The organism is Leptospira weilii serovar Ranarum str. ICFT (assembly GCF_000332415.1).
Taxonomy (GTDB): Bacteria; Spirochaetota; Leptospiria; order Leptospirales; family Leptospiraceae; genus Leptospira; species Leptospira weilii_A.
Window position 1 is genome coordinate 131,638 of record NZ_AOHC02000037.1, and the last position, 23,343, is coordinate 154,980.

General features: G+C 41.4%; 22 protein-coding genes. 11 read left to right on the forward strand and 11 right to left on the reverse strand.

Annotation, left to right across the window (positions count from 1 at the left end; translation table 11 throughout):
• Window positions 1-23 precede the first annotated feature (23 nt).
• Window positions 24-869 (reverse strand): dihydropteroate synthase, encoded by an 846-nt coding sequence (folP, locus tag LEP1GSC060_RS11555; RefSeq protein ID WP_003004691.1) that lies wholly within the window; start codon window positions 867-869, stop codon window positions 24-26.
• Between the two features lie 95 nt (window positions 870-964).
• Between folP and LEP1GSC060_RS11560 the strand changes: the two genes are divergently transcribed.
• From LEP1GSC060_RS11560 to LEP1GSC060_RS11575, 4 genes are read left to right on the forward strand one after another with little or no spacing between them, the layout of a single operon-like run.
• Window positions 965-3,028 (forward strand): OmpA family protein, encoded by a 2,064-nt coding sequence (locus LEP1GSC060_RS11560; RefSeq protein WP_003004472.1) that lies wholly within the window; start codon window positions 965-967, stop codon window positions 3,026-3,028.
• 9 nt (window positions 3,029-3,037) lie between these two features.
• Entirely contained in the window at window positions 3,038-4,186 is a 1,149-nt protein-coding gene (locus tag LEP1GSC060_RS11565; RefSeq protein WP_003004177.1) for a DUF1577 domain-containing protein, read from the forward strand.
• Between the two features lie 6 nt (window positions 4,187-4,192).
• The gene (hisS, locus tag LEP1GSC060_RS11570) at window positions 4,193-5,512 is read left to right on the forward strand and encodes a histidine--tRNA ligase (RefSeq protein WP_003004834.1); all 1,320 of its coding nucleotides are present in this window, start codon (window positions 4,193-4,195) and stop codon (window positions 5,510-5,512) included.
• Window positions 5,509-6,045, forward strand: a complete 537-nt coding sequence (locus LEP1GSC060_RS11575; protein WP_003004398.1) for a phosphatase PAP2 family protein — start codon at window positions 5,509-5,511, stop codon at window positions 6,043-6,045. The genes hisS and LEP1GSC060_RS11575 overlap by 4 nt, the downstream gene beginning before the upstream one ends.
• Here the strand turns inward: LEP1GSC060_RS11575 and LEP1GSC060_RS11580 are convergent.
• The 3 genes from LEP1GSC060_RS11580 to LEP1GSC060_RS11590 form a co-directional block, all read right to left on the reverse strand.
• A complete protein-coding gene (locus LEP1GSC060_RS11580) occupies window positions 6,004-7,179 on the reverse strand; it encodes a Re/Si-specific NAD(P)(+) transhydrogenase subunit alpha (protein WP_003004596.1) in 1,176 nt (391 codons plus the stop codon). The two genes, LEP1GSC060_RS11575 and LEP1GSC060_RS11580, sit on opposite strands and share 42 nt — an antisense overlap.
• Before the next feature lie 77 nt (window positions 7,180-7,256).
• Window positions 7,257-8,195, reverse strand: coding sequence for a UDP-glucuronic acid decarboxylase family protein (locus LEP1GSC060_RS11585; protein WP_003004626.1), 939 nt, complete (start codon window positions 8,193-8,195; stop codon window positions 7,257-7,259).
• On the reverse strand, window positions 8,192-9,070 hold the full coding sequence (locus LEP1GSC060_RS11590; protein ID WP_003004266.1) for a M50 family metallopeptidase: 879 nt from the start codon (window positions 9,068-9,070) through the stop codon (window positions 8,192-8,194). The genes LEP1GSC060_RS11585 and LEP1GSC060_RS11590 overlap by 4 nt, the downstream gene beginning before the upstream one ends.
• Window positions 9,071-9,334: 264 nt before the next feature.
• On the opposite strand from LEP1GSC060_RS11590, the gene LEP1GSC060_RS11595 reads away from it, so the two are divergent.
• From LEP1GSC060_RS11595 to LEP1GSC060_RS11610, 4 genes are read left to right on the forward strand one after another with little or no spacing between them, the layout of a single operon-like run.
• On the forward strand, window positions 9,335-9,814 hold the full coding sequence (locus LEP1GSC060_RS11595) for an LIC_10042 family TonB-like protein (RefSeq protein WP_003004935.1): 480 nt from the start codon (window positions 9,335-9,337) through the stop codon (window positions 9,812-9,814).
• Window positions 9,798-10,337, forward strand: coding sequence for a UpxY family transcription antiterminator (locus LEP1GSC060_RS11600; RefSeq protein ID WP_003004932.1), 540 nt, complete (start codon window positions 9,798-9,800; stop codon window positions 10,335-10,337). The genes LEP1GSC060_RS11595 and LEP1GSC060_RS11600 overlap by 17 nt, the downstream gene beginning before the upstream one ends.
• Window positions 10,321-11,289: a KpsF/GutQ family sugar-phosphate isomerase gene (locus LEP1GSC060_RS11605; protein ID WP_003004664.1), complete on the forward strand. Its 969-nt coding sequence runs from the start codon at window positions 10,321-10,323 to the stop codon at window positions 11,287-11,289. Before LEP1GSC060_RS11600 ends, LEP1GSC060_RS11605 begins: the two co-directional genes overlap by 17 nt.
• A 3-nt stretch (window positions 11,290-11,292) precedes the next feature.
• Window positions 11,293-12,006 (forward strand): type I 3-dehydroquinate dehydratase, encoded by a 714-nt coding sequence (locus tag LEP1GSC060_RS11610; RefSeq protein WP_003004854.1) that lies wholly within the window; start codon window positions 11,293-11,295, stop codon window positions 12,004-12,006.
• Between the two features lie 84 nt (window positions 12,007-12,090).
• On the opposite strand, the gene LEP1GSC060_RS11615 is transcribed toward LEP1GSC060_RS11610, so the two are convergent.
• From LEP1GSC060_RS11615 to LEP1GSC060_RS11635, 5 genes are all read right to left on the reverse strand, one after another.
• Entirely contained in the window at window positions 12,091-13,593 is a 1,503-nt protein-coding gene (locus tag LEP1GSC060_RS11615; protein ID WP_003004599.1) for a tetratricopeptide repeat protein, read from the reverse strand.
• Between the two features lie 121 nt (window positions 13,594-13,714).
• Complete coding sequence (locus LEP1GSC060_RS11620) at window positions 13,715-15,955, reverse strand: ribonuclease R family protein (RefSeq protein WP_003004490.1); 2,241 nt, start codon at window positions 15,953-15,955, stop codon at window positions 13,715-13,717.
• 5 nt (window positions 15,956-15,960) lie between these two features.
• Window positions 15,961-16,641: a tRNA (adenosine(37)-N6)-threonylcarbamoyltransferase complex dimerization subunit type 1 TsaB gene (gene tsaB / locus LEP1GSC060_RS11625; protein WP_003004161.1), complete on the reverse strand. Its 681-nt coding sequence runs from the start codon at window positions 16,639-16,641 to the stop codon at window positions 15,961-15,963.
• Window positions 16,638-17,222, reverse strand: coding sequence for a tRNA (adenosine(37)-N6)-threonylcarbamoyltransferase complex ATPase subunit type 1 TsaE (gene tsaE, locus LEP1GSC060_RS11630; protein ID WP_003004934.1), 585 nt, complete (start codon window positions 17,220-17,222; stop codon window positions 16,638-16,640). Before tsaE ends, tsaB begins: the two co-directional genes overlap by 4 nt.
• A 7-nt stretch (window positions 17,223-17,229) precedes the next feature.
• Window positions 17,230-18,087 (reverse strand): Hsp33 family molecular chaperone HslO, encoded by an 858-nt coding sequence (locus tag LEP1GSC060_RS11635; protein ID WP_003004199.1) that lies wholly within the window; start codon window positions 18,085-18,087, stop codon window positions 17,230-17,232.
• Between the two features lie 189 nt (window positions 18,088-18,276).
• Here LEP1GSC060_RS11635 and LEP1GSC060_RS11640 point away from each other — a divergent pair, with 189 nt between their 5' ends.
• The 3 genes from LEP1GSC060_RS11640 (at window position 18,277) to LEP1GSC060_RS11650 (ending at window position 22,288) form a co-directional block, all read left to right on the forward strand.
• Entirely contained in the window at window positions 18,277-20,253 is a 1,977-nt protein-coding gene (locus tag LEP1GSC060_RS11640) for a beta-galactosidase (RefSeq protein ID WP_003004659.1), read from the forward strand.
• 255 nt (window positions 20,254-20,508) lie between these two features.
• A complete protein-coding gene (locus tag LEP1GSC060_RS11645; RefSeq protein ID WP_003004273.1) occupies window positions 20,509-21,420 on the forward strand; it encodes an LIC_10030 family protein in 912 nt (303 codons plus the stop codon).
• Between the two features lie 19 nt (window positions 21,421-21,439).
• Window positions 21,440-22,288, forward strand: a complete 849-nt coding sequence (locus tag LEP1GSC060_RS11650) for an inositol monophosphatase family protein (RefSeq protein WP_003004330.1) — start codon at window positions 21,440-21,442, stop codon at window positions 22,286-22,288.
• A gap of 275 nt (window positions 22,289-22,563) precedes the next feature.
• Here LEP1GSC060_RS11650 and LEP1GSC060_RS11655 read toward each other — a convergent pair whose 3' ends face one another.
• Window positions 22,564-22,866 (reverse strand): addiction module protein, encoded by a 303-nt coding sequence (locus tag LEP1GSC060_RS11655; protein ID WP_003004259.1) that lies wholly within the window; start codon window positions 22,864-22,866, stop codon window positions 22,564-22,566.
• 116 nt (window positions 22,867-22,982) lie between these two features.
• Entirely contained in the window at window positions 22,983-23,342 is a 360-nt protein-coding gene (locus LEP1GSC060_RS11660) for a c-type cytochrome (protein WP_003004830.1), read from the reverse strand.
• Window position 23,343: the final 1 nt, after the last annotated feature.

Below are 23,343 nucleotides of genomic sequence, written 5' to 3' on the forward strand. Positions count from 1 at the left end.
ATTTCTCGAGATAAAACTAGGGCTTATTGTAAACGAAGAAGATTCCAAATTTTTAAAGCTTGTTTTAAGTTTTTCGGTTCGTGGGTTCTGATATATTCCACATTTTGAATGGAAAGATAAAGTTCGGAGATCACGGTGGCGATTTCGCGTTCATCAACGTTCAAACCTCCCAGCGCATTTCCTAAAAAGGATTTTTTCGTAACGGAAACCATCATCGGAGAAAATTCTTCCTTGAGAGTTTGAATTTTTTTTAAAACTTCAAAGCTCACTTGAAAATCGGGGCTTAAGAAAAGACCCATTCCGGGATCAAAGATCAGTTGTTCTTGAGAAATTCCCGAATTCAACAAAACCTTCTTTCGTTCTCGAAAAAATTTTACGATTTCCGAAACCACGTTCTGCGGAGTCAGATGCGATTGTGTTTCCGCACGATTTGCGTGATTGTGCGAATACATCACGATAAACTTTCGATCCGTTCCCGCATATTTTGAAATCGCTCGAACGGATTTTTCGTCCACAAATCCGCGGATATGATTGATAAATTCCGCACCGGCATCCAAAGAACTTGCGATCACTTCGGGTTGAAACGAATCCACGGAAATACGAACTCCCTTTGCAATCAAGTCGGGGATTAAATTTTTCATTCTTACCCATTCGATTTCGGGACCGATCAAACCGGCGTGAATATTGGAAGACTGAGCGCCGATATCGACCACGTCTGCACCTTCAACCATAAGAGAATCGGCTTTCCGAGAAGAAGCCGAAAGAGTAAGATATTTTCCTCCATCCGAAAACGAATCTTCGGTGATATTGAGAACACCGAAGATCGTGGGAGAATACGCTGAAGAATTCGAACCCTGCTTACTTTCCATCTTTAAAAACCCGGATACAAGACCGATACTTTAAGAAAGATCCTGGATTTAAACTAAAAACGGTAACTTTTTTATATTCTTTTCGGAGTGATTCAATGCGTCCTTTTTCTAAATTGTTTTTCATTTTGTCTTTCTGCATTCTTTCACCCGTTTTTTCACAACCTTTACCGGATCTTCCCGAAAAACAATTCGGACAACCTCTCAACACACAAAACGACGAATACAACCCGATCATCAGCCCCGACGGAAGATACATCGTATTCCAATCCAATCGCCCGGGTGGAGAGGGTGGGATGGACATTTGGATTTCCGAGAACGTTCGTTTTTTGGACAAGGAATCCCCGGCGGAATGGACTAAGCCGGTCAACATGAATCAAAACATTCGGGAGGAGCTAAAACGTCCTTCCGCTTCGGGAGTTCGCAAACCGAATCTTTTTAATTCGAATGCATTCGAAGGAGGCGCTTCCATTCTATTCGATTCCAACAACGCTCCTTCGGAAATTTATTTTACTTCTACGTTGAACCCCGCAGTAGGACGGTCCGGTTTTGAAGGTTTGAATATCTATAGAACGATTAAGGATAAAAAAACCGGGAGATGGACCGACCCCGAACATCTCAACGAAATCAATTCGAACTTCAACGAGAAGATGCCCGCCATTTCTCCCGATGGAAATTTTTTGATCTTCTCTTCGGATCGTCCGGGGGGATACGGAGACTTCGACCTTTGGATTGCCGTTCGAAATCCGAAAAACGGAAGTTGGTCGCAACCGAAAAATTTAGGATCTCCTCTCAACTCTTCCGAAAGTGAAATTCTTCCTTTTATCCATCAAGACGGTGAACAACTTTTTTTCAGTTCCAATCGAGAAGACGAAAGAAAGAAATTTAAGATTTTCAGAATATTCCTTCGATATAAATCCGCGTTAGACAGCATGTTGGAAGACGAGGAGGAAACGGAAGAAACTTCACAAATTAAACCGACCGAAACTCCGATTCCGAAAGTCGATCAATCCTCTTTATTACTACTTCCTAAACCGTTTAACACGGATAAGTGGGAAGGTTACGATAACGAGGGAATCGGCTTTGACAAGGACGGAGTTTGGGCTTATATTTCCTCCAATCGCAACGGTGGGGAAGGTCAATTCGATATCTATCGTTTTCAAGTTCCGGAATCGTTTCGGAATTCTTATACTTTGAGTTTCAAAGGTTTGGTTTTGGACGGTTCCGAAAAAACGATGATCGGATTGGATTCCACTTTAAAAATCTATGATGGAACGAAACCGACTAACGTAATCACTTCGAAAAGGATCGGCGGCGATCTAACAAAAGGAAAACCTTCCAACTTTACCGCCACACTTCAAACCGGAAGGGTTTACAAAGTGGAAATCAGTTCTCCGGGTTTCCACCCTCAGGAAGACATTTTGGATCTTCGCGGAAACATCGGAAAAAATCGAAAGATTTACAGAACCTATGTCCTTCTTCCGATCCAAACCGGAGAGGGAAAAACGGAAGCAGTCAAAGTAGAACAACCCGTAGACAATCAAACTCCGAGTTCATCCGCTTTGAAGGTAATCGTGGCGGACGCAAAAACAAAACAAACGATCCCCGATGCGAAAGTTACTCTGTTTACTCCCACTAACCGCAAAGGGGAATCGCTTGTTCAGGAAACGGATACAAAGTCCTTTTTAGTAAATAAATTACCGGACAATGATTTTGAGTTATTTGCGACCGCTCCGAAATATATTTCCGAAAGTATTAATATCATTCAAAAAGATATTTCCAAAAACGGAACCGTCACGATTTTTCTGAAAGCGGAAAACGACGTAGATCCGGTCTATAATCTACGCGTTTACTTTGAATTTAATAAAACAAAAATCACGGATGAGAACAAAAAGTTATTAGCTCCTCTTGTGGACTATCTTCTGAAAAATGCGTCCGATAAAATTGAAATTGGGGGACATACTGACAACGTGGCCTCCAAAGAATACAATACAAGATTGAGTGCCAAAAGAGCCCGTAACATTTACGAATATCTTCTTTCAAAAGGAATTTCGGAAAAACGATTGAAAATGAGGGCTTATTGGTATTCACAACCGGACGCAGAAAATGAGACAGAAACCGGAAGAGCAAAAAACAGAAGAGTCGGTTTTAGAAAACTCTAAGGAGTTTTCATGAGTGTACAATACCAAAAATACGTGCAAGCCCAGAGGTCTTGGGATACGATCCAAGACTTGAATAAGATTAAATATATTCTCAAGGAATACATTCATTTTCAAGGATTACTCGTTAAAGAATCTCCCTTTCATCAGGAATTAAAACCGATGGAAATCCGCGAAGACGGTACTTTTGTTTTTCCGATCGATTCAAGCCTAACCAACGTAAACGACGAACTTGTACTTTACAGGACTCTTTCGAAACATATCGAAATCAACTTCGAGGTGATCGAAAAAACGGATACACAAATCATATGCAAACCGATTTTCGCAAAAATCGCAAAAGCAAAAAGAATGTCTCCGCGCTTAGAAGGACTTATCGGAAAAGTGATAGCTCATAAATTTTTGATTCCGAGAAAAGAATTAGAAATCAATAAAGTTTTAGGAACTTCCGGGCAAATCATTCTTAACGACTTAAATCGTAAAATCAAACAGATATATCCTTCCTCCAAACTCGTGTTCAACTCTTCCAAGGAACTTACACCCGAAGAAGAGTTGGTTAAAAAGTATAAAAGACCTATTTATATCCGAGACACATCCACTTTGGACTCGAATGCCGAAGGAGCGTTTGCAAACTTAAATCTACTTCCGATTAAAGAAACCCTTCAAGAAGAACTGATCCTGGAAGAAAGGCTTCGTTTTTTCAAAGGTAGTAAAACTCGTTCTCTTCTCATTTATCCGATTCTGTTTAAGAGTATAATCGATCCTCAAATATTCGCTATGGGAGTGATCGAATCGAGTGAAGGTCCCGTTTCGGACAAAGTCATTCCCTTATATAAAGAGATGGAAGAAATCTTCAATTCCAGAATGGGCGATTCCAATACGAAATCCTTGGAAAAAAAACAAAACGTTCTGAATATCTCGGAAGGAGGAATTCTTCTCGAAGTAACCGAATCGGAACTGATCGAATCCTTTTTACACAAACCGGTATTTACGGCGGACATTACTTTTAAGATGCAAGCTCCTCTGCGATTTGCGTTTCGTATCCGACATATTTCCCAAGTCGGAGAAATCTATCACGTAGGCGCAGAAATAGTTGGCTCCAACGATGCTAAGGCAAATATGACTCTATTGAAGAAAAATATGAACTTCATTAAGACTCAGTAATTTGCCTTGGAAAATCAGAAAAGTTTTTTAACCACAGCCCCTTACAAAGGAACCAGAGATTTTTATCCGGAGGAAATGCGCCTCCGGAACTGGATGTTTTCCGTTATGCGGGATACCGTATTATCTTTCGGTTATCAAGAATACGACGGGCCTATCCTCGAATCTTTCGATCTCTACAAAGCAAAAAGCGGCGAGGAAATCGTCGAACGGCAGTTATACGACTTTATCGACAAAGGTGAACGCAGAGTTGCGATCCGTCCCGAGATGACCCCGACTCTTGCGCGAATGGTTGCGGGAAATCTCCGAAATCTTCCCAAACCCGTTCGTTGGTTTTCCATTCCTAATCTATGGCGTTACGAACAACCGGGTAAAGGACGACTGAGAGAACACTGGCAATTGAACGTGGACCTTTTCGGAGTCGATACATACCGCGCCGAGTTTGAAATTCTTTGGATCGCGGATTCGATTCTCAAAAAATTCGGAGCCCCTCAGGGAAGTTATCAGATCAAGGTTTCCCATAGAAAACTCTTAGATAGTTTTTTAAAAAATTCTCTCAAACTCAACAACGACCAAGTTCACGGTGTTTCCAAACTGTTGGATAAAAAATCCAAAATTTCTCCGGAAGCATTTGAAGCGGAAATCAAACCGTTCTTGAACAACTTCGACGAACAACTTGCGCTCATCGAAACCTATCTTGATTCCGACTTGGAAACCGTTGCAACCATTCCCGGAATCGATCCGGATTCTATTTCCTTCATCCGAAATTTGTTTCAAGAGCTCGCAGAACTTGGAGTCGACAAACAACTCGTATTCGATCCTTCCATCATCCGAGGTTTCGATTATTACACGGGATGTATCTTTGAAGTATTCGATACAAATCCTGAAAACAAAAGATCCTTATACGGCGGCGGAAGATACGACAACCTCATCGGATTATTTTCTAAAGAACAATTATCGGGAATCGGTTTCGGATTAGGCGACGTGACTCTAAAGAATTTTTTAGAAGGCCACAATCTGATTCCGGATCTGAGCAGAGAAAAAACTCTCTTCCTTCCGATCATGGACGAATCACTTTTTGTGGATACGTTCAAACTTTCCAAGGAACTTCGCGAGAATGGAATCCTCGCCGAAACGATGTTAGATTCTGCGAAAATCGGAAAACAAATTCAGGTCGCGGAAAAAAAAGGTTATCGCTACGTATTGTTCCTAGGAGAATCGGAAATTCGTTCGGAAACGGTTCAAATCAAAGACCTCGTCTCCGGAGAACAAAAAAGCCTGCCCAGAAAAGGGCTTTCGGATATTCTTAAAAAAGACTTTCGACTTTGATAGAAATCGTAGACCAAATCGATTTTTCATTCTCTAATTGGATTCGGGCAAAACTCCACAATCCTAGGCTGAGTCATATTCTTTCCAAAATCAATCGGGGAGAAGTGTTCCTTATCATCCTTCTACCCTTTCTTTATTTTAAAAACGATCTGCCGATTGTTTGGTACTGGGTTTTGCTTTTTACCGGCTCGGTCACTTATGCAAACGATCGTTTCGTTCTTTTTCTAAAAAAGCTCATCGCAAGAAAAAGACCTTTGGTCACGGTCGCCGGAAAAGTGGATTCGAATCCGGACATGAAACACTCGTTCCCTTCCGCCCACGCGGCGAACTCGATGACGGCGGTTTTGATTCTCGTACTTTTGTTTAAATTCTCTCCGGCCTTGATTCTGATTAGTTTCTTAGCCGGAGTGGGAAGGTTGCTTTCTCTCCATCACTTTGTAAGCGACGTGATCGGCGGTTGGATGATCGGAACGATTTTCGGTTTTTTCGGTTTACTTCTTGGCAGCGCTCTTCTTAGGTTTTGCTGCTCCTGAACCGGATTTCGACCCAAGAGCGTCTAACGTAAGTTTATGACGAATCTCTCCTTCGTGAGTGATCGACGTAGAGGCAATGATTTCATCGTTTAGATCGAGATTTATTTTCTTATCCTTAATCAAAAGTTTAAGAAAATTCAAAACGTTTTTACTGAACATTTTAGACGCGTCCGCAGGGATCGAACCCGCAAGATTTTTATGACCGATTACGGTAACTCCCTTCGGAGTGACTACGTTTTGTCCGTGTTTCGTATATTCGCAGTTTCCACCCATGGAAGAAGCGAGGTCCACAACTACGGAACCGGATTTCATATTGTCCACGATCTTCTTAGTAATCAATAAGGGAGCTTTTCTGCCCGGGATCAATGCAGTCGTTACGATTACGTCCGCTCTCTGAGCGTATTTATCGATCGCTTCCTGCTGACGTTTTTTGTATTCCTCGGTTTGTTCCACCGCATAACCGCCGGCCGCAGCGGAATGCGAAGCGCCTTCCACTTCGACAAACTTAGCGCCGAGAGATTGAACCTGCTCTTTTACTTCCGGTCTTGTGTCGAATACGTCCACTACCGCACCCAATCTTCTGCTGGAAGCGATCGCTTGCAAACCGGCGACACCGGCTCCGATAATCAGAACGGACGCGGGTGTAATCGTTCCCGCTGCGGTTGTAAGCATTGGAAAGAATCTCGCTAAATGAGAAGCCGCGAGTAACACCGCTTTATAACCGGCGACCGTCGCTTGAGAAGAAAGAACGTCCATCGACTGCGCTCTTGTGATTCTCGCAATCGCATCCAAACTCATTACTTCGACTTTTTTTGCCGCGAGTTTTTGGATCGTAGCCGCGTTCATCGCGGGTTGAAACATTCCGAGATAAATCGTTTTCGGTTTCATCTTTGCTAATGTTGCAGAGTCCGCGAGATGAATACTTACAATGATATTGGATTTGCCGATCACATCTTGACGAGATACAAGACTTGCTCCGACTTTTTTATAATCTTCGTCGTGATAATAAGATTGTTCTCCGGCGCCTTTTTCGACAAGTACCGTTGCTCCGATTTTCTTCAATGTATCTACGATGTCTGGGGTTACGGATACTCTCGTTTCTTCTTTAGCTTCTTTTAGAATTCCAATATTCATAATTTTTCCCGGTGATAAATAGATGCGTGTTTCCGGACGCGTTCGTTAAAGTACGTCCAGAATTTCTTCGCGTAAATTTAATCCAAGTTATTTTTAAAGTATTCGACGGTTTTCCGAATTCCTTCCACAAGAGGAACCTTCGGCTCGAATCCCAGTCTTTGTTTAGCGAGAGTTAAGTCCGGTTTTCTACGAGCGGGATCGTCCTGAGGCAAAGGTTTGTGAATGATTTTGGATGAAGAGCCGGTTTCTTTCAAGACCAACTCGGCCAATTCACGAACGGTAAACTCTCCGTCGTTTCCAAGATTGACAGGGCCGTTAAAATTTTCGACGTTCATCATACGAATGATCCCGTCCACCAAATCATCCACGTAACAGAAAGATCGGGTTTGATCTCCTTCTCCGTACAGTGTTATGTCCTCTTTTTTAAGAGCTTGTACGATGAAGTTGCTGACCACTCTTCCGTCGTCCGGAAGCATTTTCGGCCCGTAAGTGTTGAAAATTCGGATCACACGAATATCAACTTTATGATTTCTCTGATAATCGAAACAAAGAGTTTCCGCTACTCGTTTTCCTTCGTCATAACAACTTCTGATTCCGATCGGGTTTACGTTTCCCCAATACGTTTCTTTTTGGGGATGTTCCAACGGATTTCCATAAACTTCGCTTGTCGACGCTTGGAGAATTCTCGCTTTCACTCTTTTTGCGAGTCCGAGCATATTCATCATTCCTAATACGTTTGTTTTGATCGTTTTGATCGCATTGGATTGATAATGAACCGGACTTGCCGGACAAGCCATGTTATAGATTTGATCCACTTCCAATCGGATAGGGTCCGTTATATCGTGTCTGATAAATTCGAACTTAGGATCGTTCAAAAGTTTTTGAATGTTCTTTTTTCTTCCCGTATGCAGGTTATCCAAACAGATAATTTCGTTGCCTTCTTTCAAAAGCCTTTCGCATAGATGAGAGCCGATAAATCCGGCGCCGCCTGTTACCAATATTCTTTGTTGATTCATGATTCTTCTTTTTCTAAAAATTCTGCGGGTAACGGTTTTCCGTTTAAGTCGAGCCCCTTGTTGAAAAACCATTCCATAACTTCCGGAGTAACTTCTCCCGGAAACGGAGCTTCCGTATTTCCGTCCTCCGACAATTGGAAAAAGTTTTCGTCTTGCGGTAGTTCTGGTTCCGAAATTCCCGATTGGAAAACTTTTTTAACGGATACGAATATGATGGATAAGCTAAAAAAAGACCAAAGGAGAGCAATCAAATATCCCAACACGATTACCGATTTCGGAATTCCTTGCGTAGGATTGGCTCCCGTAATCCACGTCGCCATGATCCCCGCATCGGTATAGGCGATGTTTCCCGTAAAATCCAAAAGATCGTATAAACTATAAAGTGTGATACTCGTTCCGATAAAAACGAGAACGAACCGATTGAATTTCAAATTGAAAAATCCAAGTAACACAAATCCCAAACCCCAAAGGATTCCCGTATATTGTGCAAGATTTCCCGGCTTGGAATAAGAGATCGTCATGAGCAGAAGAATCGCTCCGAAGGAAATCAAAGTCGGACGTATCATCTTTCCGGAAAAACCGCGATTCAATAAAAAACCGCCGATCAAACAAGATCCCAAGTAACCGGCCGAAACTACAAAGATAAAAGAACCGGTTCCCGAATTGGGAATCGCTATGGTTTCTCCGGATTCGTTTCCGTGGAGTTCGATCGCATGAACGGAGCCACCCGTCAATAAAGCCGCGACCGCGTGACCGATCTCATGGATGAAAACGATAAAATCCTTTAGGTAACCGACAAGATGATGATCCCAAAAAGAAAAAAGCGTGATCGCTATGGAAATAAAAATCGTCAGTCTGAGAAATCGATTCCCCATCGATTTAGTTATCGGCACATTTTTTTATTTCCGCGAGTATTTAAGAAGTACTAAAATGTCCCAAGATTTCATATAACTTCTAGAGGATTTGAATTTTGAGACAAGCCGTAGAATTTTGTGGAAATGGAAACGAAGTTTTGAACCGGCCTAAGTCGGATTCAATTTTCCATCTTAAAAACGAGCCTTGATACTTAATGAATATATTTCTTACGCATTTGCGCTTGGATCTATTGCACTCGTAATCGATGTAAAAAGGATGGCTCTATGAGCGTTCGGCTTTCATTTTTTATTTCCGGTTGTCTTCATCTTTTAATGTTTCTTTTTTTCTCTACGACTTTCTTCAGGTTTCCGCAAATTGCAGATTTAAAAATTCATCTTAAAAAAGGATCCGTTCCAAACGTAACCCTGAATTTTTTGCAGGAAGGTTCGGGGGAAAATTCAAAATCCCTTAAGTCTGAAAACGCAAATAACGAGGGAACTTTAAGAAAAGAAATCGAAAAATTTAAGAACGAAATTCACTTTCCGCAAGGCGCTCTCGATCAAAGATTGGAATCGGATTGTTCTTGGGAAGTGAAAATAAAATCTGACGGCGAGGGCGAAATTTTCAGAACTCTCCAACCTTGTAAATATTCGATCTTCGAAGTCGAATTCAATAGGGCCTTAAGAACTTGGAAATTTGATCTTAAAGAAGGAACAAACCTGATCATTCCGGTTTCCTTTAAAGTATATGATAGAGAATTCTGAAGTCAACGAATGGTACGCTCTTTATACCAATCCCAGAGCCGAAAAAAAGCTCAAACGATTATTTCAAGAAAAAAAGATAGAATGTTTTCTCCCTTTGATTTCTAAAAAGAAAAAATGGTCCGATCGTTGGAAAATCGTCGAAGAACCGATGTATCCCTCTTACATTTTCGTAAAAATTTCATTCTTTAAGGATCGAGTCAAAATTTTACAGTTACCCGGAGCGCATCACTTCGTATTCTACGCGGGAAAACCGTATGTAATTCCGGATGAAGATCTCGATTTAGTACGAATCTTTTTAGAGACGTATCCGGATAAAATTCAGGTTGAAATTCAGGAAAGATTACTTCCGGGCAAAAGGGTTCTCATTCAAGAAGGACCGTTTGCGGGATTTAAAGCCGAAATTATCCAACGAAAAAACGAGGAACAAATCATCGTTAAATTTCCCGGAATGAATTTAGTGACTTCGGTAACTCTGGATGTAAAAACGTTGAAACTGGAGGAAAATCTTGGACCCAATTTTTGAAAAGATAGAAAAGGCAATCGATACGGAAATAGAATCCATTCTTCATTTCAGAAAAAACTTAGATCCGTCGATCAAAGAAGCGATCGAACTGATTCTTCAATCCAAAGGAAAACTGATCGTAACCGGTGTCGGTAAATCCGGAAACGTCGGTAAAAAAATCTCTTCCACATTGTCTTCCACGGGAACACCGTCCGTTTTTTTACATCCTGCCGACGCGGCTCACGGGGACGCGGGCATCATTTCAGGAGAAGACGTAGTTATCGCGATCGGCAAATCGGGCGAAAGCGAGGAATTGTTAAACCTAATCCCTACGATCAAAAATATAGGCGCAAAATTGATTTCGATGACGGCTAACGTTGATTCCAAACTCGCAAAAGAATCCGACGTCGTTTTAATAACTCCCGTTTTAAAAGAGGCTTGTCCTCTTGAATTGGCTCCGACTTCCAGCACTACGATCGCGTTGATATTGGGAGATGCGATCGCCATGTGTTTGATGGAGTTAAAAGATTTCAAAAAAGAGAATTTTGCTCTTTATCATCCTGCGGGGCGTCTCGGAAAACGTCTGAGTTTGAAAATCGACGACGTAATGCGTAAGGATAAGGACCTCGCAAAAGTATTACCGGATACAAAACTAGAAAACATACTTACTGAGATTACCGTAAAAAGACAAGGCGCCACGGGAGTTACGGATTCGGCGGGAAAACTTTTGGGAATTATCACCGACTTTGACATTCGTAAAAAATTAAAAGAAGGCAAACTGGATTCTTCCATCTCCGCGCAACAATTGATGAATCCGAACCCGACAACGTTCCAATCCGGATCGAGCGCTTACGACGTTTTGAAACAAATGGAATCAAGGCCGAATCCGATTTCAGTCGCGCCCATCGTCGACCGATCGGAAAAATTAATCGGAATCGTTTCCATCCACGATCTTTTACAAAGAGGACTTTGATTCATGGGCGCTCGAGAATTTAAAGTAGTTCTTACGGTAAGTGAGAACGAGTTTTTTTCTCTCAAAAAACATCCTGCCTGCGATTGGATCGAGATCCGTCTCGATTTATTTTCTCCGGACAACATCGAACAAAAACTAGCGAATAAAATCGAAGAGTTGAAAGCCAAATGTATTTTTACTTACAGACAACCGGAAGATACGGATCAGGTCGCATACGCTAAAGAAAACGAATTCGATTTTCAGCATGTAGTATCGAAAATAAATCCGAAAGATCATTATCTGGATCTGGAATTGAATCGTCCCAACGATCTTTTTGAAACACATTCGAATAACGGTTTCGGTCTCGTGCGATCCGTTCATAAGTTCGACGGAATTTTATCGAAGTCGGAAATCAGGGACTGGATTTTTAAAGATCCTTATCTGAATGGAAATAAAAAATACGAAGCGGATCTTCCGCTGATTTATAAATTTGCGGTTTATCCGAATTCCGTCGTCGAACTTACCGAATTCCTTTCTTCTTTTCGAGAGATCGCAAATGAATGCAAAAAATTGAATGTATTTTCGACGGGAATTTGTATGGGTCCGATGGGAGTGATTTCGAGGGTTTTTCCGGACTTTTACGGTTCTATCTTTACCTATTGCTGTTTGAACGCACCCAAAGCGCCGGGTCAAGTGGATTTGAACTCCTTAATCCGATTGAGAAATCCGCAAGAATAAAACTTAGAGCCTGTCCCAAAACTTAAGACAATCGCAGAGATTTACGGCCATTCCGATAAAATCGGACGGTTTTGGAACAAACTCTTAGATTTTATCCGAAGTCCGGGAATCCTGATTGTTTTCCTTATCGGAACCTTTGGATTCCAAAAAAATCTTAAAGGAAGATTTTTCCTTAAATCGATCGAATTCTTTTTCCTCGGTCGCAGTCGCCCAAATTGCGGGTTTTATATTTGCGGCTTTACGAATGTATTCCATGGTTTTTTCAAGGTCGTCCTTATTCGCATAACATTTTGCTAATAAATAATAAGCTCCCGAAGAACCGTTTACTTTTTCCAAAAGTAAAATGGCCTGATCGGTTTTTTCTGTATAATAATACGCCTTACCTAGATAAAAACGATATTCTCTTTCTTCTTCTTCGGAAGATTGAACGGAATGAAAATATCGGAGAGCCTTTTCATATTCTCCGTGGTTGGTATAATAACGAGCCAATTTTAGAATTCCGTCGTTGTAAACGTCGGGAAGATTTTTGAACTCAGGATTTTCTTTTTCGAGTTTGGAAGCGATTTCCTTTAATATCGTATACCCTTCGTTTTCCTCCTTATTCTGAATTTTACAAAGGGCCAAATACATTCGAATCTCGTGCGACCTTTCGCCGAATTCAAGAGCCCTCTCCGCGGTTTTGATCGAATTTTCGCAATCCTTAACTTCGTACTTGAGTTTTGTCAATCCGATCAAAGGTTGAACCGTAGCGTTTGCCGCGTAAGATTTTCTATAATATTTAGCGGCATCCTCATAACGTTTCATCTTATGATAGGCGACCGCTTGATTTAAATTTGCATAATATAACATCTTAGCATTGTCGCTTCCGATTTTATCTTCGAGTTTATCCAAAACCCGGAGCGCTTCGGAATATTTTTCAAGCCGAATGAGAATTACTCCGTACTTGTAAAGATAATCGTGTTTTTCCGGAAAGTCTTTTACGAGTCTTTCTAAAAGAGTTTCCGATTGTTGAAATTTTTTATGATTTGCATAAACGAGAGAAAGATTCCAACGCGCGGAAACATCGTCTGGATCTTTTTTAAGAATTTTAAGATAATCTTCTTCCGTATTCGGTCCGCTCGTTTCCGGTTCTTCCGTATGTTTTTTCGGACGATGATGCACAACGTGACCGGAAGAAAGCCGCTCTTCTGCGGTGGTTCTTATTTTTTGAATATGAGTCAGATCCGGATCGATCCTCAAAAGGCGATTGGAATACGCAATTACTTCGTGGTAATCTCTCTGATAATTAAAGTAGAGAATGATTTTTTGATAACAATTGATTAAATCTTTTTTCGGTAAACTAAGGCCGACCGCTTTTTTAAAACTTTGAATGGATTTCGGATAATCTCTTCTGTATTCGTAGATGTAACCCATATACATCCACGCTTCTCCGGAAGACGGATTGGAATCGTTGAACTTCTGGAACTCATCCATGGCTTTGGAAAAATCCTTTCTCGCGTAAGCCTTCTTACCTTCCTTCAAATCCGCGTATAACGAAGTTGCGAAAGAACTCAAAAGAATCGAAACAAATAAAATTCGAAAGGCCATACAACCAAATATCCGGAAGGAAGTCTTTTTTAAAAGTGAATTTGCGATCTCTCTTCCAACCGGTTTATAATAAATTTCCTAATTTTTTGTCTTTCGACGACTGAATTTTAAAAATCGACGTCTATACTTTCTTCTGAAATTTTTTCATTTTAACAAAGATCCTAATTTCCTCGTAATCGATTCGATCGAGTTCCACTTCAATCTTATCTCCCAGAGTATAAATTTTAGAATACTTCTTTGAATAAAAGGAAAAGTCCGTTTCCAATCGAATTTCCCCTTCATCCGTAAATTCGGAAGAAAGTAAACAGGCGTCCACAGCCGGATTCTCCAGATCCACAAAAATCAGATACGGTTTACAACCCGTAATCGTTGCGGAAAATTCTTTAATACCCGTTTTTTCCAGATAACGACACGCTTTGAGTTTGTAATAATCCCGTTCCGCGTCACTCGCCTTTCGCTCTTGATGAGAACAATGCAAACCAGAAGTGACGATCTCCTCGGAAGTATAGAGGGATTTTTTGCTCAGTAGAATGTTTTGTAAAACCCGATGACAAACGAGATCCGGATATCTTCGAATCGGCGAAGTGAAATGACAATAATCCTCGAATCCCAAACCCCAATGTCCGAGATGTTCTCCCGAATAATAAGCCTGCATAAAGGTTCTCAGCAAAAACATGTTGAATAATCTCTCTGCGGGTTTGTCTTCCAGTTCTTTCAAAACCACTCGGATCGCTTTGTAACTTGAATCTTTCAGTGAGATTTTAATTCCGTTCAGTTGCAAGAAAGCGTTCAGAGATTCGAGTTTTTCCTCGTTCATCGGTTCGTGAACTCGATACAAGGTCGGATGTTTTTTCTTACGAATATATTCAGCAACCTTAATGTTTGCGGAGAGCATAAATTCTTCGATGAGAATGTGCGCTTGAAGCCGATCCTGAACGGCGATTTCGATAACGTTGTGTTCGGAGTCGGTAACCACCTTATTCTCTTTCAGATTCAAATCCACCCTTCCGTCTTCGATCCGTTTGGCTCGAAGCGCCTTGGCAAATTCGTTCATTCTAAAAATCCAATTTTTAGAATCCCCGGAAAGGATTTCGGATTCGGCCCGATTATAAGTGTATCTTTCCGCAACCTTAATTATACTTTTATAATATTTTGCATGGGTGATTTTCCCTTTCCAATCGGCTTCCATTTCCACCGTAAAAGCCAAACGATTTTTTCCAGCCACCAAAGAACAAAGATTTTCGGACAACTCCGGAGGCAACATGGGAACAACTCGACTTCCTAAATAAACGGAAGTGGCTCGATTATAAGCTTCCGCGTCGAGTTCGGTTCCCTGCTTGACGTAATGGGAAACGTCCGCGATATGAACGTAAAAACGGATTCGGTTTTTTTCTTCCACAAAGCTGATCGCGTCGTCAAAGTCTTTGGAATATTCGCCGTCGATCGTGATACACTTTAGGTCTCTAAGATCCGCACGAGAGCCCCAATCCTCCGTCGTATTTTCCTCCACTTCTTCGGGAAGATCCAACATTATGTTTTCAGGATATAGAATATTGTAATTGTATTTCATCAACATTCTCATCAGATCCAAGTCTTCTTTTGTATCCGACTCAAAACGTAGAAACTGAACTTCGTAGAGATTTCTTTCGTGTTCCGTTTCTTCTTTGAGTTTTACGATCAGAACGTCCCCGGATTTGATTTCGTCTTGAAGATCCGTAAGAATTGTTTTACGAAGAAGATATCCTTCTTTCTCTTCGCCGTCTATGTCTAAGAATTTTCCGAAGATGAACTTAGGATCTTTTTCGGTGACGATCATTCTGTAAAGATCGCGTCCTCGTCTGAGAATCTCCGTAACTTCGCCTTCCAACCTTCCTTTTTTTCCGATTCCGTAAGGTTGAACTTCCACAAGATCCCCTTGAATCGCCGATTGTGTGTATTGGCCGGGAACGAATATCTCCATTCCGGAAGAAAGTTTTACGAAACCGTCCCCTCGTTTGCTGATGGAAATCGTACCTTGAAGTTTTTGACTCGGGTTGACGATTATATTCTTCTTTTCTAATTCTACTAATCCTTCCGTTTCAAGAATTTGTAATGTTTCTAAAATTTCCCTTTCCCTTTCTTGAATCTGCCATTTTTCCCTTTTTTTACCGTAAGAATTTTGATTTTCTTCCCTGAGAATTTTCGCGTTTAGATCCTTTAATTGGATTACGGAACCCGCTCGCGACTGAAGGTACTTGAGAATTTTTTTTCCGACTTCGTTTTCCCGGAATCCTTCGGATCTACCGGAGTTTCGATCTTGTTTGGTTCTATCGGACTTGCCGAAGGTTTTCTTTTTTGTATTTTGTTTTTTCTTTATATTCATAATTGCTAAACCGTTGACTTATTGTCGACGTACGTTCCGCGCACGTAATTAGGCGCGAGTTTCCAATACGGAAATCGATCCGGAAATTCCAGCGCTTCCAAAATCAGATCTACATTTCGATTCAAAATCGCCGATGCGGAAGGAAGATTTTCCAATATGGAATTTCCCGGAAAAAACTCCGGATTATCCGAAAACCTTTGGGACGTTAGGAACGTTTGTAAACGATCTTCCGGAATTTTATCCGGAATGTCGTCCGGTTTTACATCGATAGACCCGAAAAATCCCCTCGTATCTTCCATTCCGAAATAAATTTTTTTCTGTCTGGCTTCAATTCCTACGATTACCGGATCGCCGACATCTTCATAATAAAACGATGTATAGACGTTCAAACTGTCGAATCCGATCGCAGGAATTTTCCAAAGCTGCGACAGGTTTCTCGCGGTTGCGACCGCGATTCTGAGCCCGGTAAAAGATCCGGGACCAAGCGCACAACCGATCAAATCGGGGGTTTTCCAATTCGATTTTTTTAAAACGTTTTGTAATTCCCGGATCAAAAGTTTAGACGATTCCCTGGGATGAATTCCGGAATAAGTAGCGACGATTTCCAACTCCCCGTTTCGATCCAGATGAAAGGATTCCACTAGAATCCATTGATTTGTCGCATCGAAGAATAAAATCCTTTTCATGCGGGATTTCCTTCCGATTTTTTCCACAAGTTTTTTAACGTTGGAAAGTTTTCTATATCAGTACTTTTGATTATAATATTTCTTTCATATTCTGAAACGATTTTAAACTTCACTTCGATCTTTAACGGCAATATCTCCAAATCCTCTTCCGCGATCTGCCACCATTCTATGACCGAAACTCCGACCTTACCCCAAATTTCCTCAAAACCGAGATCCTCCAATTCGACCGGCGATTTCAATCGATGAAGATCGAAATGATAGACCTTACGTAATTCCGAATCGGATTTTTTATCGGAGAAATGGTTTATAGTCGAAGATTTTTGCGTCGAAGAACTTTGATTTATATCGAATGGAATCGGATATTCGTTTACAAGCGTGTAAGTGGGAGAATTGACGTTTGCATCCGGCGAAATCCGTTTCACCAGTCTAAAAGTAAAAGTTGTTTTGCCGGCTCCCATGGAACCCGTAAATAAAAAAACGGGATGAAGGTTCCACTTCAAAGCGGAAACGATCAAAGGCGCTAGAAATTCGGCGGGTTTGTCTAATTCTTCCAGTTTCAGATTCTGAAATTCGAGTTCCAATTCTTCCTCAAAATAATTCGCTTACCTTTTCTCTTTCAAAACGGTAAATCGAAGTGCAGAATTCGCAAGTCACTTCGATCATCCCGACTTCGTCCACGATCTGCATCGCTTCTTCTTTTCCCAACGTTTGAATCAGTTCTCTGATCTTATTTTCGGAGCAGTCGCAGCGAAATTCCGGTTGACCTTCCTCCAAAATTTGAACCGCGGAACGAGTTGCCTCTCCGATTTTACTCAAACAATTATAGACGTTCTTTCCTAAGAACTCGTTTACGTTTGTGTTGATTTGTTCGGAAAGACTTGCTACTTTTTGAATGTGTTCTTCCTTTGCTTCCGGCAGGGATTGTAAGAGAATTCCGCGCACATCCCAGTGGAAACCGTTTTTTTGAATATAAAGAGTTACGAAACATGTGATCTGTTCGGAGCTGTTCAGATAATTCTGAAAATTTTCCTCGAAACTTTTATTCAAATAGGGAACCACGGATTGATAGATACAAGCTCCGTCCTTCCAGCGAAAGACTTTCAATATCCCGGCATAATCTTCCATCGTTTTACCGGGTTCCACGTCTTCCTCGGGTCTTTCCCTGAGAACGGCCTTCATTCTTCCTTGTCGATCGCTGTAAGCAAGTACCGAATGTGTAAAAGAATCTTCGTTAAACTGAATTTGTAAACTGACCTTCGTATCTTCTTTGATTTGATCCGCTAAAAAAAAAGCGCCGATCATCGTTCTTGCGAGTAGTTCCGTATCCGGGTCGTCCAAGTTATGCAAGTTTGAAGCCGCTGTAACGGAGTATGAAATTTCAGCGACGGAATATCGGAAATGAACATCCGGTAAAATTCCGTATATCAATGAATCTTGGTTCTGCATGGAATCCTTTTGGGCGAGAAATGAGAGTTTCGAGGTTGCGTATGTGTCGCAGCTTACGTCATTCGTATCGTCTCAGACTTTCCCGGAAAAGACAGTATTTTTTCTTTTAGACAACCCGCAGCGACGGTTTTCTTTCTTTTCAGATTCACCTTCGATGATATCTCTTTCGAAACAAAAGAGGAGAATGGAATGATATTCGGCGCCGATTACTATCCGGAACAATGGACCAAAAAAGATTGGGAAGAAGATATTTCCATCATGAAAGAAATGGGTTTAAATTCCGTTCGTCTCGCGGAGTTCGCTTGGGCGATGATGGAACCCAAGGAAGGGAAATACGATTTTTCTTTTTTCGATCATATTCTCAACTTGTTGGAAAAAAACGGAATGACCGCGATTCTCGGAACTCCGACGGCGACCTTTCCTCCTTGGCTCGCCAAAAAATTTCCGGACATCCTTCAAGAACGGGACGGAATTCAAAGAACAATCGGAACAAGAAGACAAGCGTGTTTCTCTTCTCCCAATTACAAAAAAGCGGTCGTAAAGATCGTGACCGCAATGGCTAAAAATTTCGGAAATCATCCGGCCGTAATCGGTTGGCAAATCGACAACGAAATCGGTCACGAAGGTTCCGATATCGATCATTCGGAAACTTCTTTAAGGGCCTTCCGAGTTTGGTTGAAGAACAAATACAAAACGATCCAAAACTTAAACGAAACTTGGGGAAACGTTTTCTGGGGAATGCTCTACAATTCCTTTGAGGAAATTCAGATTCCCGGTCGCCGTGTCGCGAGTAACTTTCATCCTTCTCACATTCAGGACTTTTATCGATTTCATTCCGATACGATCGTCGACTTCGTAAAACTTCAGGCTCAAATCCTCAGAAAATTTTCCGTAGGAAGACCGCTGACTACAAACTTATATCCTTCTCCGTTTTTACCGATTATCGACATGGCCGAGTTGGCTACGTATCTCGATTACATTTCTTGGGATAACTATCCGACCTGGGGAGAACAAGAAGCTCCGTTTCCGCATCCGTTTATATCGGCGATGCAACAATACAATCGAGGTCTGAAGAATCTTCCTTTTACTGTGATGGAACAAATTTCCGGTTTTCAAGGACACGATTTACTCGGTTATCTTCCCGCTCCCGGACAAATCAAACTTTGGATGAAACATTCGATCGTTCACGGTTCGAATGCGGTTTATTTTTTCAGATACAGAACCGCTCGTTTCGGGCAGGAACAACTCTGTTACGGAATTTTAGATCACGATAAGGAAAAAACGGATCGTTATTTCGAATTACAAAAGGGAATTCAAGAGATCGCCGAACACGCGGAAGACTTTACGGAAGAATCGTTTCCCGCCGAAGTTGCGGTCGTACACGATATAGAAAACGCAAGAAACTGGAAACACCAACCGATTTCAACGGGTTTAAAATTTTCGCCCGTACCTTGGTCTCAGTTGGGATACGATATAGAAATGGCGACCTGGTTTTCGGGAATGAACGTATTGAATGTCAACACTCATTTCCGTCCCGCTTCCAAGATCGATTTTAAAAATTATAAAATTATAATATTACCGATGTACACCATGGTCGCGGACGACGTTTTTAAACGATTGGAACAATTCGTAAGAGAAGGCGGCGTTTTGATTTTGGGTTTTAGGACCGGAGCAAAAGACTTAAACGGTTGGATGTACGATTCTCAAATTCCGGGACCGTTTGCGGAAATGGCGGGGGTTAAAATTCGGAAGTTCGAAGCCGTCGGAAATCAAAAGGTTAAATTTCGATTTCGTTTTTTTCCCGGAACCTGTTCCAAGATCTGCGAAATTTTGGAACCTACCACCGCGAAGGTTTGGGCTCATTATACGGATAAAAAGAAATTCTATAAAGGGTCGCCCGTGATCACGTCAAACTCCTATCACAAGGGAAAAGTCGTTTACGTAGGCGCTTCCTTGGAGCCCTTGAGTCTTGTACTTCTCTATCGTCGTATTTTAAAAGATCTCAAACTTCCGTTTACTTTTTACGGACCGAACGTCGAGAAAATTTTCAGAAACGGTAGAAAACAAAATTACGAAATCTTTATCAATCATTCCGGAAAGAAAAGTCTTGCAGGTTTGAAAATTTTAGATCCTTATGAAGTGAGAATTTTTCCTAAAAAGAAATGAAACGTTTCGGTGATTTCTCAAAGAAAAAACGGCTTTTAATCGTTCCGATTCCAAGGATTTCCATAAATTTACGGGATAAAAATCAATATGCTGAGTTTATTATATTCTAAAATGTCAAACCGAAAAACTAAACGCCGCGGTTCCTCATTAGTTATAAACCGTATGTTACTTTACGGATCAACGTGAAATCATTATTTTGGCCGAAATCTTACTTCGATTTACCAAGTCGTTTAACAATATAAAGGAAATTATTTTTTGGAACTGAATCAAATCGAAGAACTGAATCGGATTCTCGCATCCGTTACCGGACAAAATCGACCTCAAGAAATTTTCGTGGACAATTTGCATACGGCATTCTTTGAATTCGAAGATAGTTTTATTCTTCCGGCCACTTCGGCGTATGAAATCGATTTTTCCGCCGCCAAGGAATTTCTTTTACAAGCGGAACAACTGATTCCGGAACTGATTGTGGGATGTCGCGTACTTCCGATCGCAAAGCCGAAGAAAAATTCGAACCAACTTTTTTTGGTCAAAGAGATTCCCTCTCCGGAAGAAAACCGAGAGAAAAGGTTTGTTTTTGTCGTAAGTTTTATCCTTACTTATTTGGGCGGAGCACCGACTTCGATGATCGTAACACAACCCTTACAAGGGAAAACGGCGGCGGTTCGAACGCGGAGAATCTATTTTTCAGCGAGAATTCTTCCCTTAGAATCCTTTGAATTTAAAAACGACGTCTTGGTCGATTTCTTAACCAGAAAATATAAAGAGACAGAATTTATGATCGATGTCGAAACCGTTTCTTCGTTTAACAAAGCCCAACATACATACTCCGAACTTTTCGACGACGTGGATTATTCCAAACAAATCTCTTTGATCCATTCTATTTTGAACATAACAAAGGAAGTTTGGAGGCCCGGTAAGGTTTTCGAACCGATCGACGTGGAACTTCATACGATCAGTTCCCGGTTTTTGGATAACTCTCAAGAAAGAATTTTCAATCAATTTGAAACCTTCCGGCATTTGATTGATCTTTTGTTGTCACCGGAAAGTATGACTATAGATTCAGTGAAACGGGAACCTTTGCACGACTGGCTTCGTTCTTTCGAAACGGAAAGGGGTATAACACCCTCCGGGAATATGCTTTGGAAAATCCTTAAACGAAAGTAATCTTTTTGAAGAGAAACCCATGGACCATCCACTTGCCCCTCCCATTGATTTTCCCTTAGAGGAAGTCAAACGTAGGATCAAATCCGTTCAATCCGTCTCCGGTATTTTTATCGAGTCCGCGTTGAAACTTCAGAAAGATTTGAAAACTTTCTCCTTTTCAACCGAAGTGGAAGAGAAGGATCAAATTCATAAAGCCGATGCGATGATGGGAAAATTCATCGTGGAATATCTGAGACAAAATTTTCCTTCCGATTCGATTCTTTCCGAAGACAACTACAAACACGAAGGGAATAATTCTTTTCGCTGGGTTTTGGATCCCATCGACGGATCCATGAACTTCGTAAGAGGGATTCCTCTTTATTGCGTCGCGATCGGACTTGAACACAGGGAATCTCCGGTGGCGGGTGTGGTTTTCGTTCCCGGTCTCGGCACTAAGTATTCGGCCATTCTTTCGCAAGGCGCTTTTAAAAACGGACTTAGAATCGACGTTTCCAATACGGAATCCCTCGCGCGCGCGATGCTCGTGCCGAGTTTTCCGACAAACAGAAAGGAAATATTAAACGAAGTCATTTCCGATATCACCGCATTTATCAGTTGCGGACGATCCATGAGAAGAACGGGTTCTTTTGTTTTGGATACATGTTGGGTCGCAGAAGGATTGTTAGACGGTATCTGGGAAAAAGGAGTCAAACTCTGGGACACTGCGGCAAGTTCGGTGATTCTTACCGAAGCCGGCGGAAAACTGACGGACTTCGGCGGAAAACGTTTTCTTTCCGGAAACTCGGAAGTAGTCGTATCAAACGGAAAGATTCATTCTCAGATCGTGGATATCATGAGAAACGTTCGGGGTTCGATCGGTCTCAACTGAAAATTAAAGACTCTGCGGATAATGCGGTTTTAGCATCCGTCCTTATAGTGATATCGGTTCCTTTTTCCAATAGCAATCAGTCAGAAAATTAAAACGGTTCGTCTTTTATTCGATCCTTCTAATATTCAGGATGTCTTTTGTGATGCATGAATGCGAGAATATAAATTAGATCAGAGTCGTTCCAATAGAGAATTGAATTGGGAAAACGACGCAGAATAATCTGCGAATCCTGTAAGTTGCCTCAATGAGCGAGAATCCTTCGGGAAATTGTTCGATCAGTTTAAGATTTTCCGTAACGTGGTTTTCAAAAATGTCCGCTGCCGTTTTCGATCGCTCGTGGTAATATTCAAGAGCGCCCAAGTACTCAGCTCGCGCCAGAGGATGAAATTCAACATCTTTCTTCCATCTGCCAATACTTTTTCAACCGGGATTGTTTTGATCTTTCCTTCTTGGATCTCCTGTAAACGTTTTTGTGTTTCGGCTTCCCATACTTTTTCAGCTTCAGGAGGAGCTATTTCCATACCTTTTAGAAGATCAATGTAAAGGAGTTCCCTTTCTTCATCGGAAAGTTTTTTCAAAGCCTCGCAAACTGGTTCAAGTTGTTTACTCATGTTTCACCGAAGGAATTCATACAAGTTAAACATCAAAAAAGCGCGGTTGTCCGACTATTTTTCAGCCACACAATAAGTTCCGATTAAGGAGCGTTTAAGAACGCCTCGAGATTCCGAATCTGATCGTCGTTCAAAGGAAGTCTGGTCATAACCCGGCTTGTGCGTTTTGGAGTATAACCCGAAGGATAAGTTCCCTCAACGATTCTTGCTTTTAATAACTCAAAGTTCGAACCTTTGACCGCAGGTCCGACGGCGCCGTCTAACGCGGGATTTTGATTGTGGCAAGCGGAGCAGTTTGTTATATACAAACCTTTCCCTTGGGAAATCGATTTTTGTTCCGGTGAAAGATTTTCCTCTTCCTTACAATATGCAAAAAAGAGAATCAAGGTAATAGAAACGAGTAAGAGGCGGTAGGACCCGCCTCGATTTTTGTCGATCCTCATC

What these genes read in the sequence shown, in the direction of transcription:
- folP (WP_003004691.1), bottom strand. Translation starts at nt 869, where the DNA reads ATGGAAAGTAAGCAGGGTTCGAATTCTTCAGCGTATTCTCCCACGATC.
- LEP1GSC060_RS11560 (WP_003004472.1), top strand. Translation starts at nt 965, where the DNA reads ATGCGTCCTTTTTCTAAATTGTTTTTCATTTTGTCTTTCTGCATTCTT.
- LEP1GSC060_RS11565 (WP_003004177.1), top strand. Translation starts at nt 3,038, where the DNA reads ATGAGTGTACAATACCAAAAATACGTGCAAGCCCAGAGGTCTTGGGAT.
- LEP1GSC060_RS11580 (WP_003004596.1), bottom strand. Translation starts at nt 7,179, where the DNA reads ATGAATATTGGAATTCTAAAAGAAGCTAAAGAAGAAACGAGAGTATCC.
- LEP1GSC060_RS11585 (WP_003004626.1), bottom strand. Translation starts at nt 8,195, where the DNA reads ATGAATCAACAAAGAATATTGGTAACAGGCGGCGCCGGATTTATCGGC.
- LEP1GSC060_RS11590 (WP_003004266.1), bottom strand. Translation starts at nt 9,070, where the DNA reads ATGGGGAATCGATTTCTCAGACTGACGATTTTTATTTCCATAGCGATC.
- LEP1GSC060_RS11595 (WP_003004935.1), top strand. Translation starts at nt 9,335, where the DNA reads ATGAGCGTTCGGCTTTCATTTTTTATTTCCGGTTGTCTTCATCTTTTA.
- LEP1GSC060_RS11600 (WP_003004932.1), top strand. Translation starts at nt 9,798, where the DNA reads ATGATAGAGAATTCTGAAGTCAACGAATGGTACGCTCTTTATACCAAT.
- LEP1GSC060_RS11610 (WP_003004854.1), top strand. Translation starts at nt 11,293, where the DNA reads ATGGGCGCTCGAGAATTTAAAGTAGTTCTTACGGTAAGTGAGAACGAG.
- LEP1GSC060_RS11615 (WP_003004599.1), bottom strand. Translation starts at nt 13,593, where the DNA reads ATGGCCTTTCGAATTTTATTTGTTTCGATTCTTTTGAGTTCTTTCGCA.
- LEP1GSC060_RS11620 (WP_003004490.1), bottom strand. Translation starts at nt 15,955, where the DNA reads ATGAATATAAAGAAAAAACAAAATACAAAAAAGAAAACCTTCGGCAAG.
- tsaB (WP_003004161.1), bottom strand. Translation starts at nt 16,641, where the DNA reads ATGAAAAGGATTTTATTCTTCGATGCGACAAATCAATGGATTCTAGTG.
- LEP1GSC060_RS11635 (WP_003004199.1), bottom strand. Translation starts at nt 18,087, where the DNA reads ATGCAGAACCAAGATTCATTGATATACGGAATTTTACCGGATGTTCAT.
- LEP1GSC060_RS11640 (WP_003004659.1), top strand. Translation starts at nt 18,277, where the DNA reads ATGATATTCGGCGCCGATTACTATCCGGAACAATGGACCAAAAAAGAT.
- LEP1GSC060_RS11650 (WP_003004330.1), top strand. Translation starts at nt 21,440, where the DNA reads ATGGACCATCCACTTGCCCCTCCCATTGATTTTCCCTTAGAGGAAGTC.
- LEP1GSC060_RS11660 (WP_003004830.1), bottom strand. Translation starts at nt 23,342, where the DNA reads ATGAGGATCGACAAAAATCGAGGCGGGTCCTACCGCCTCTTACTCGTT.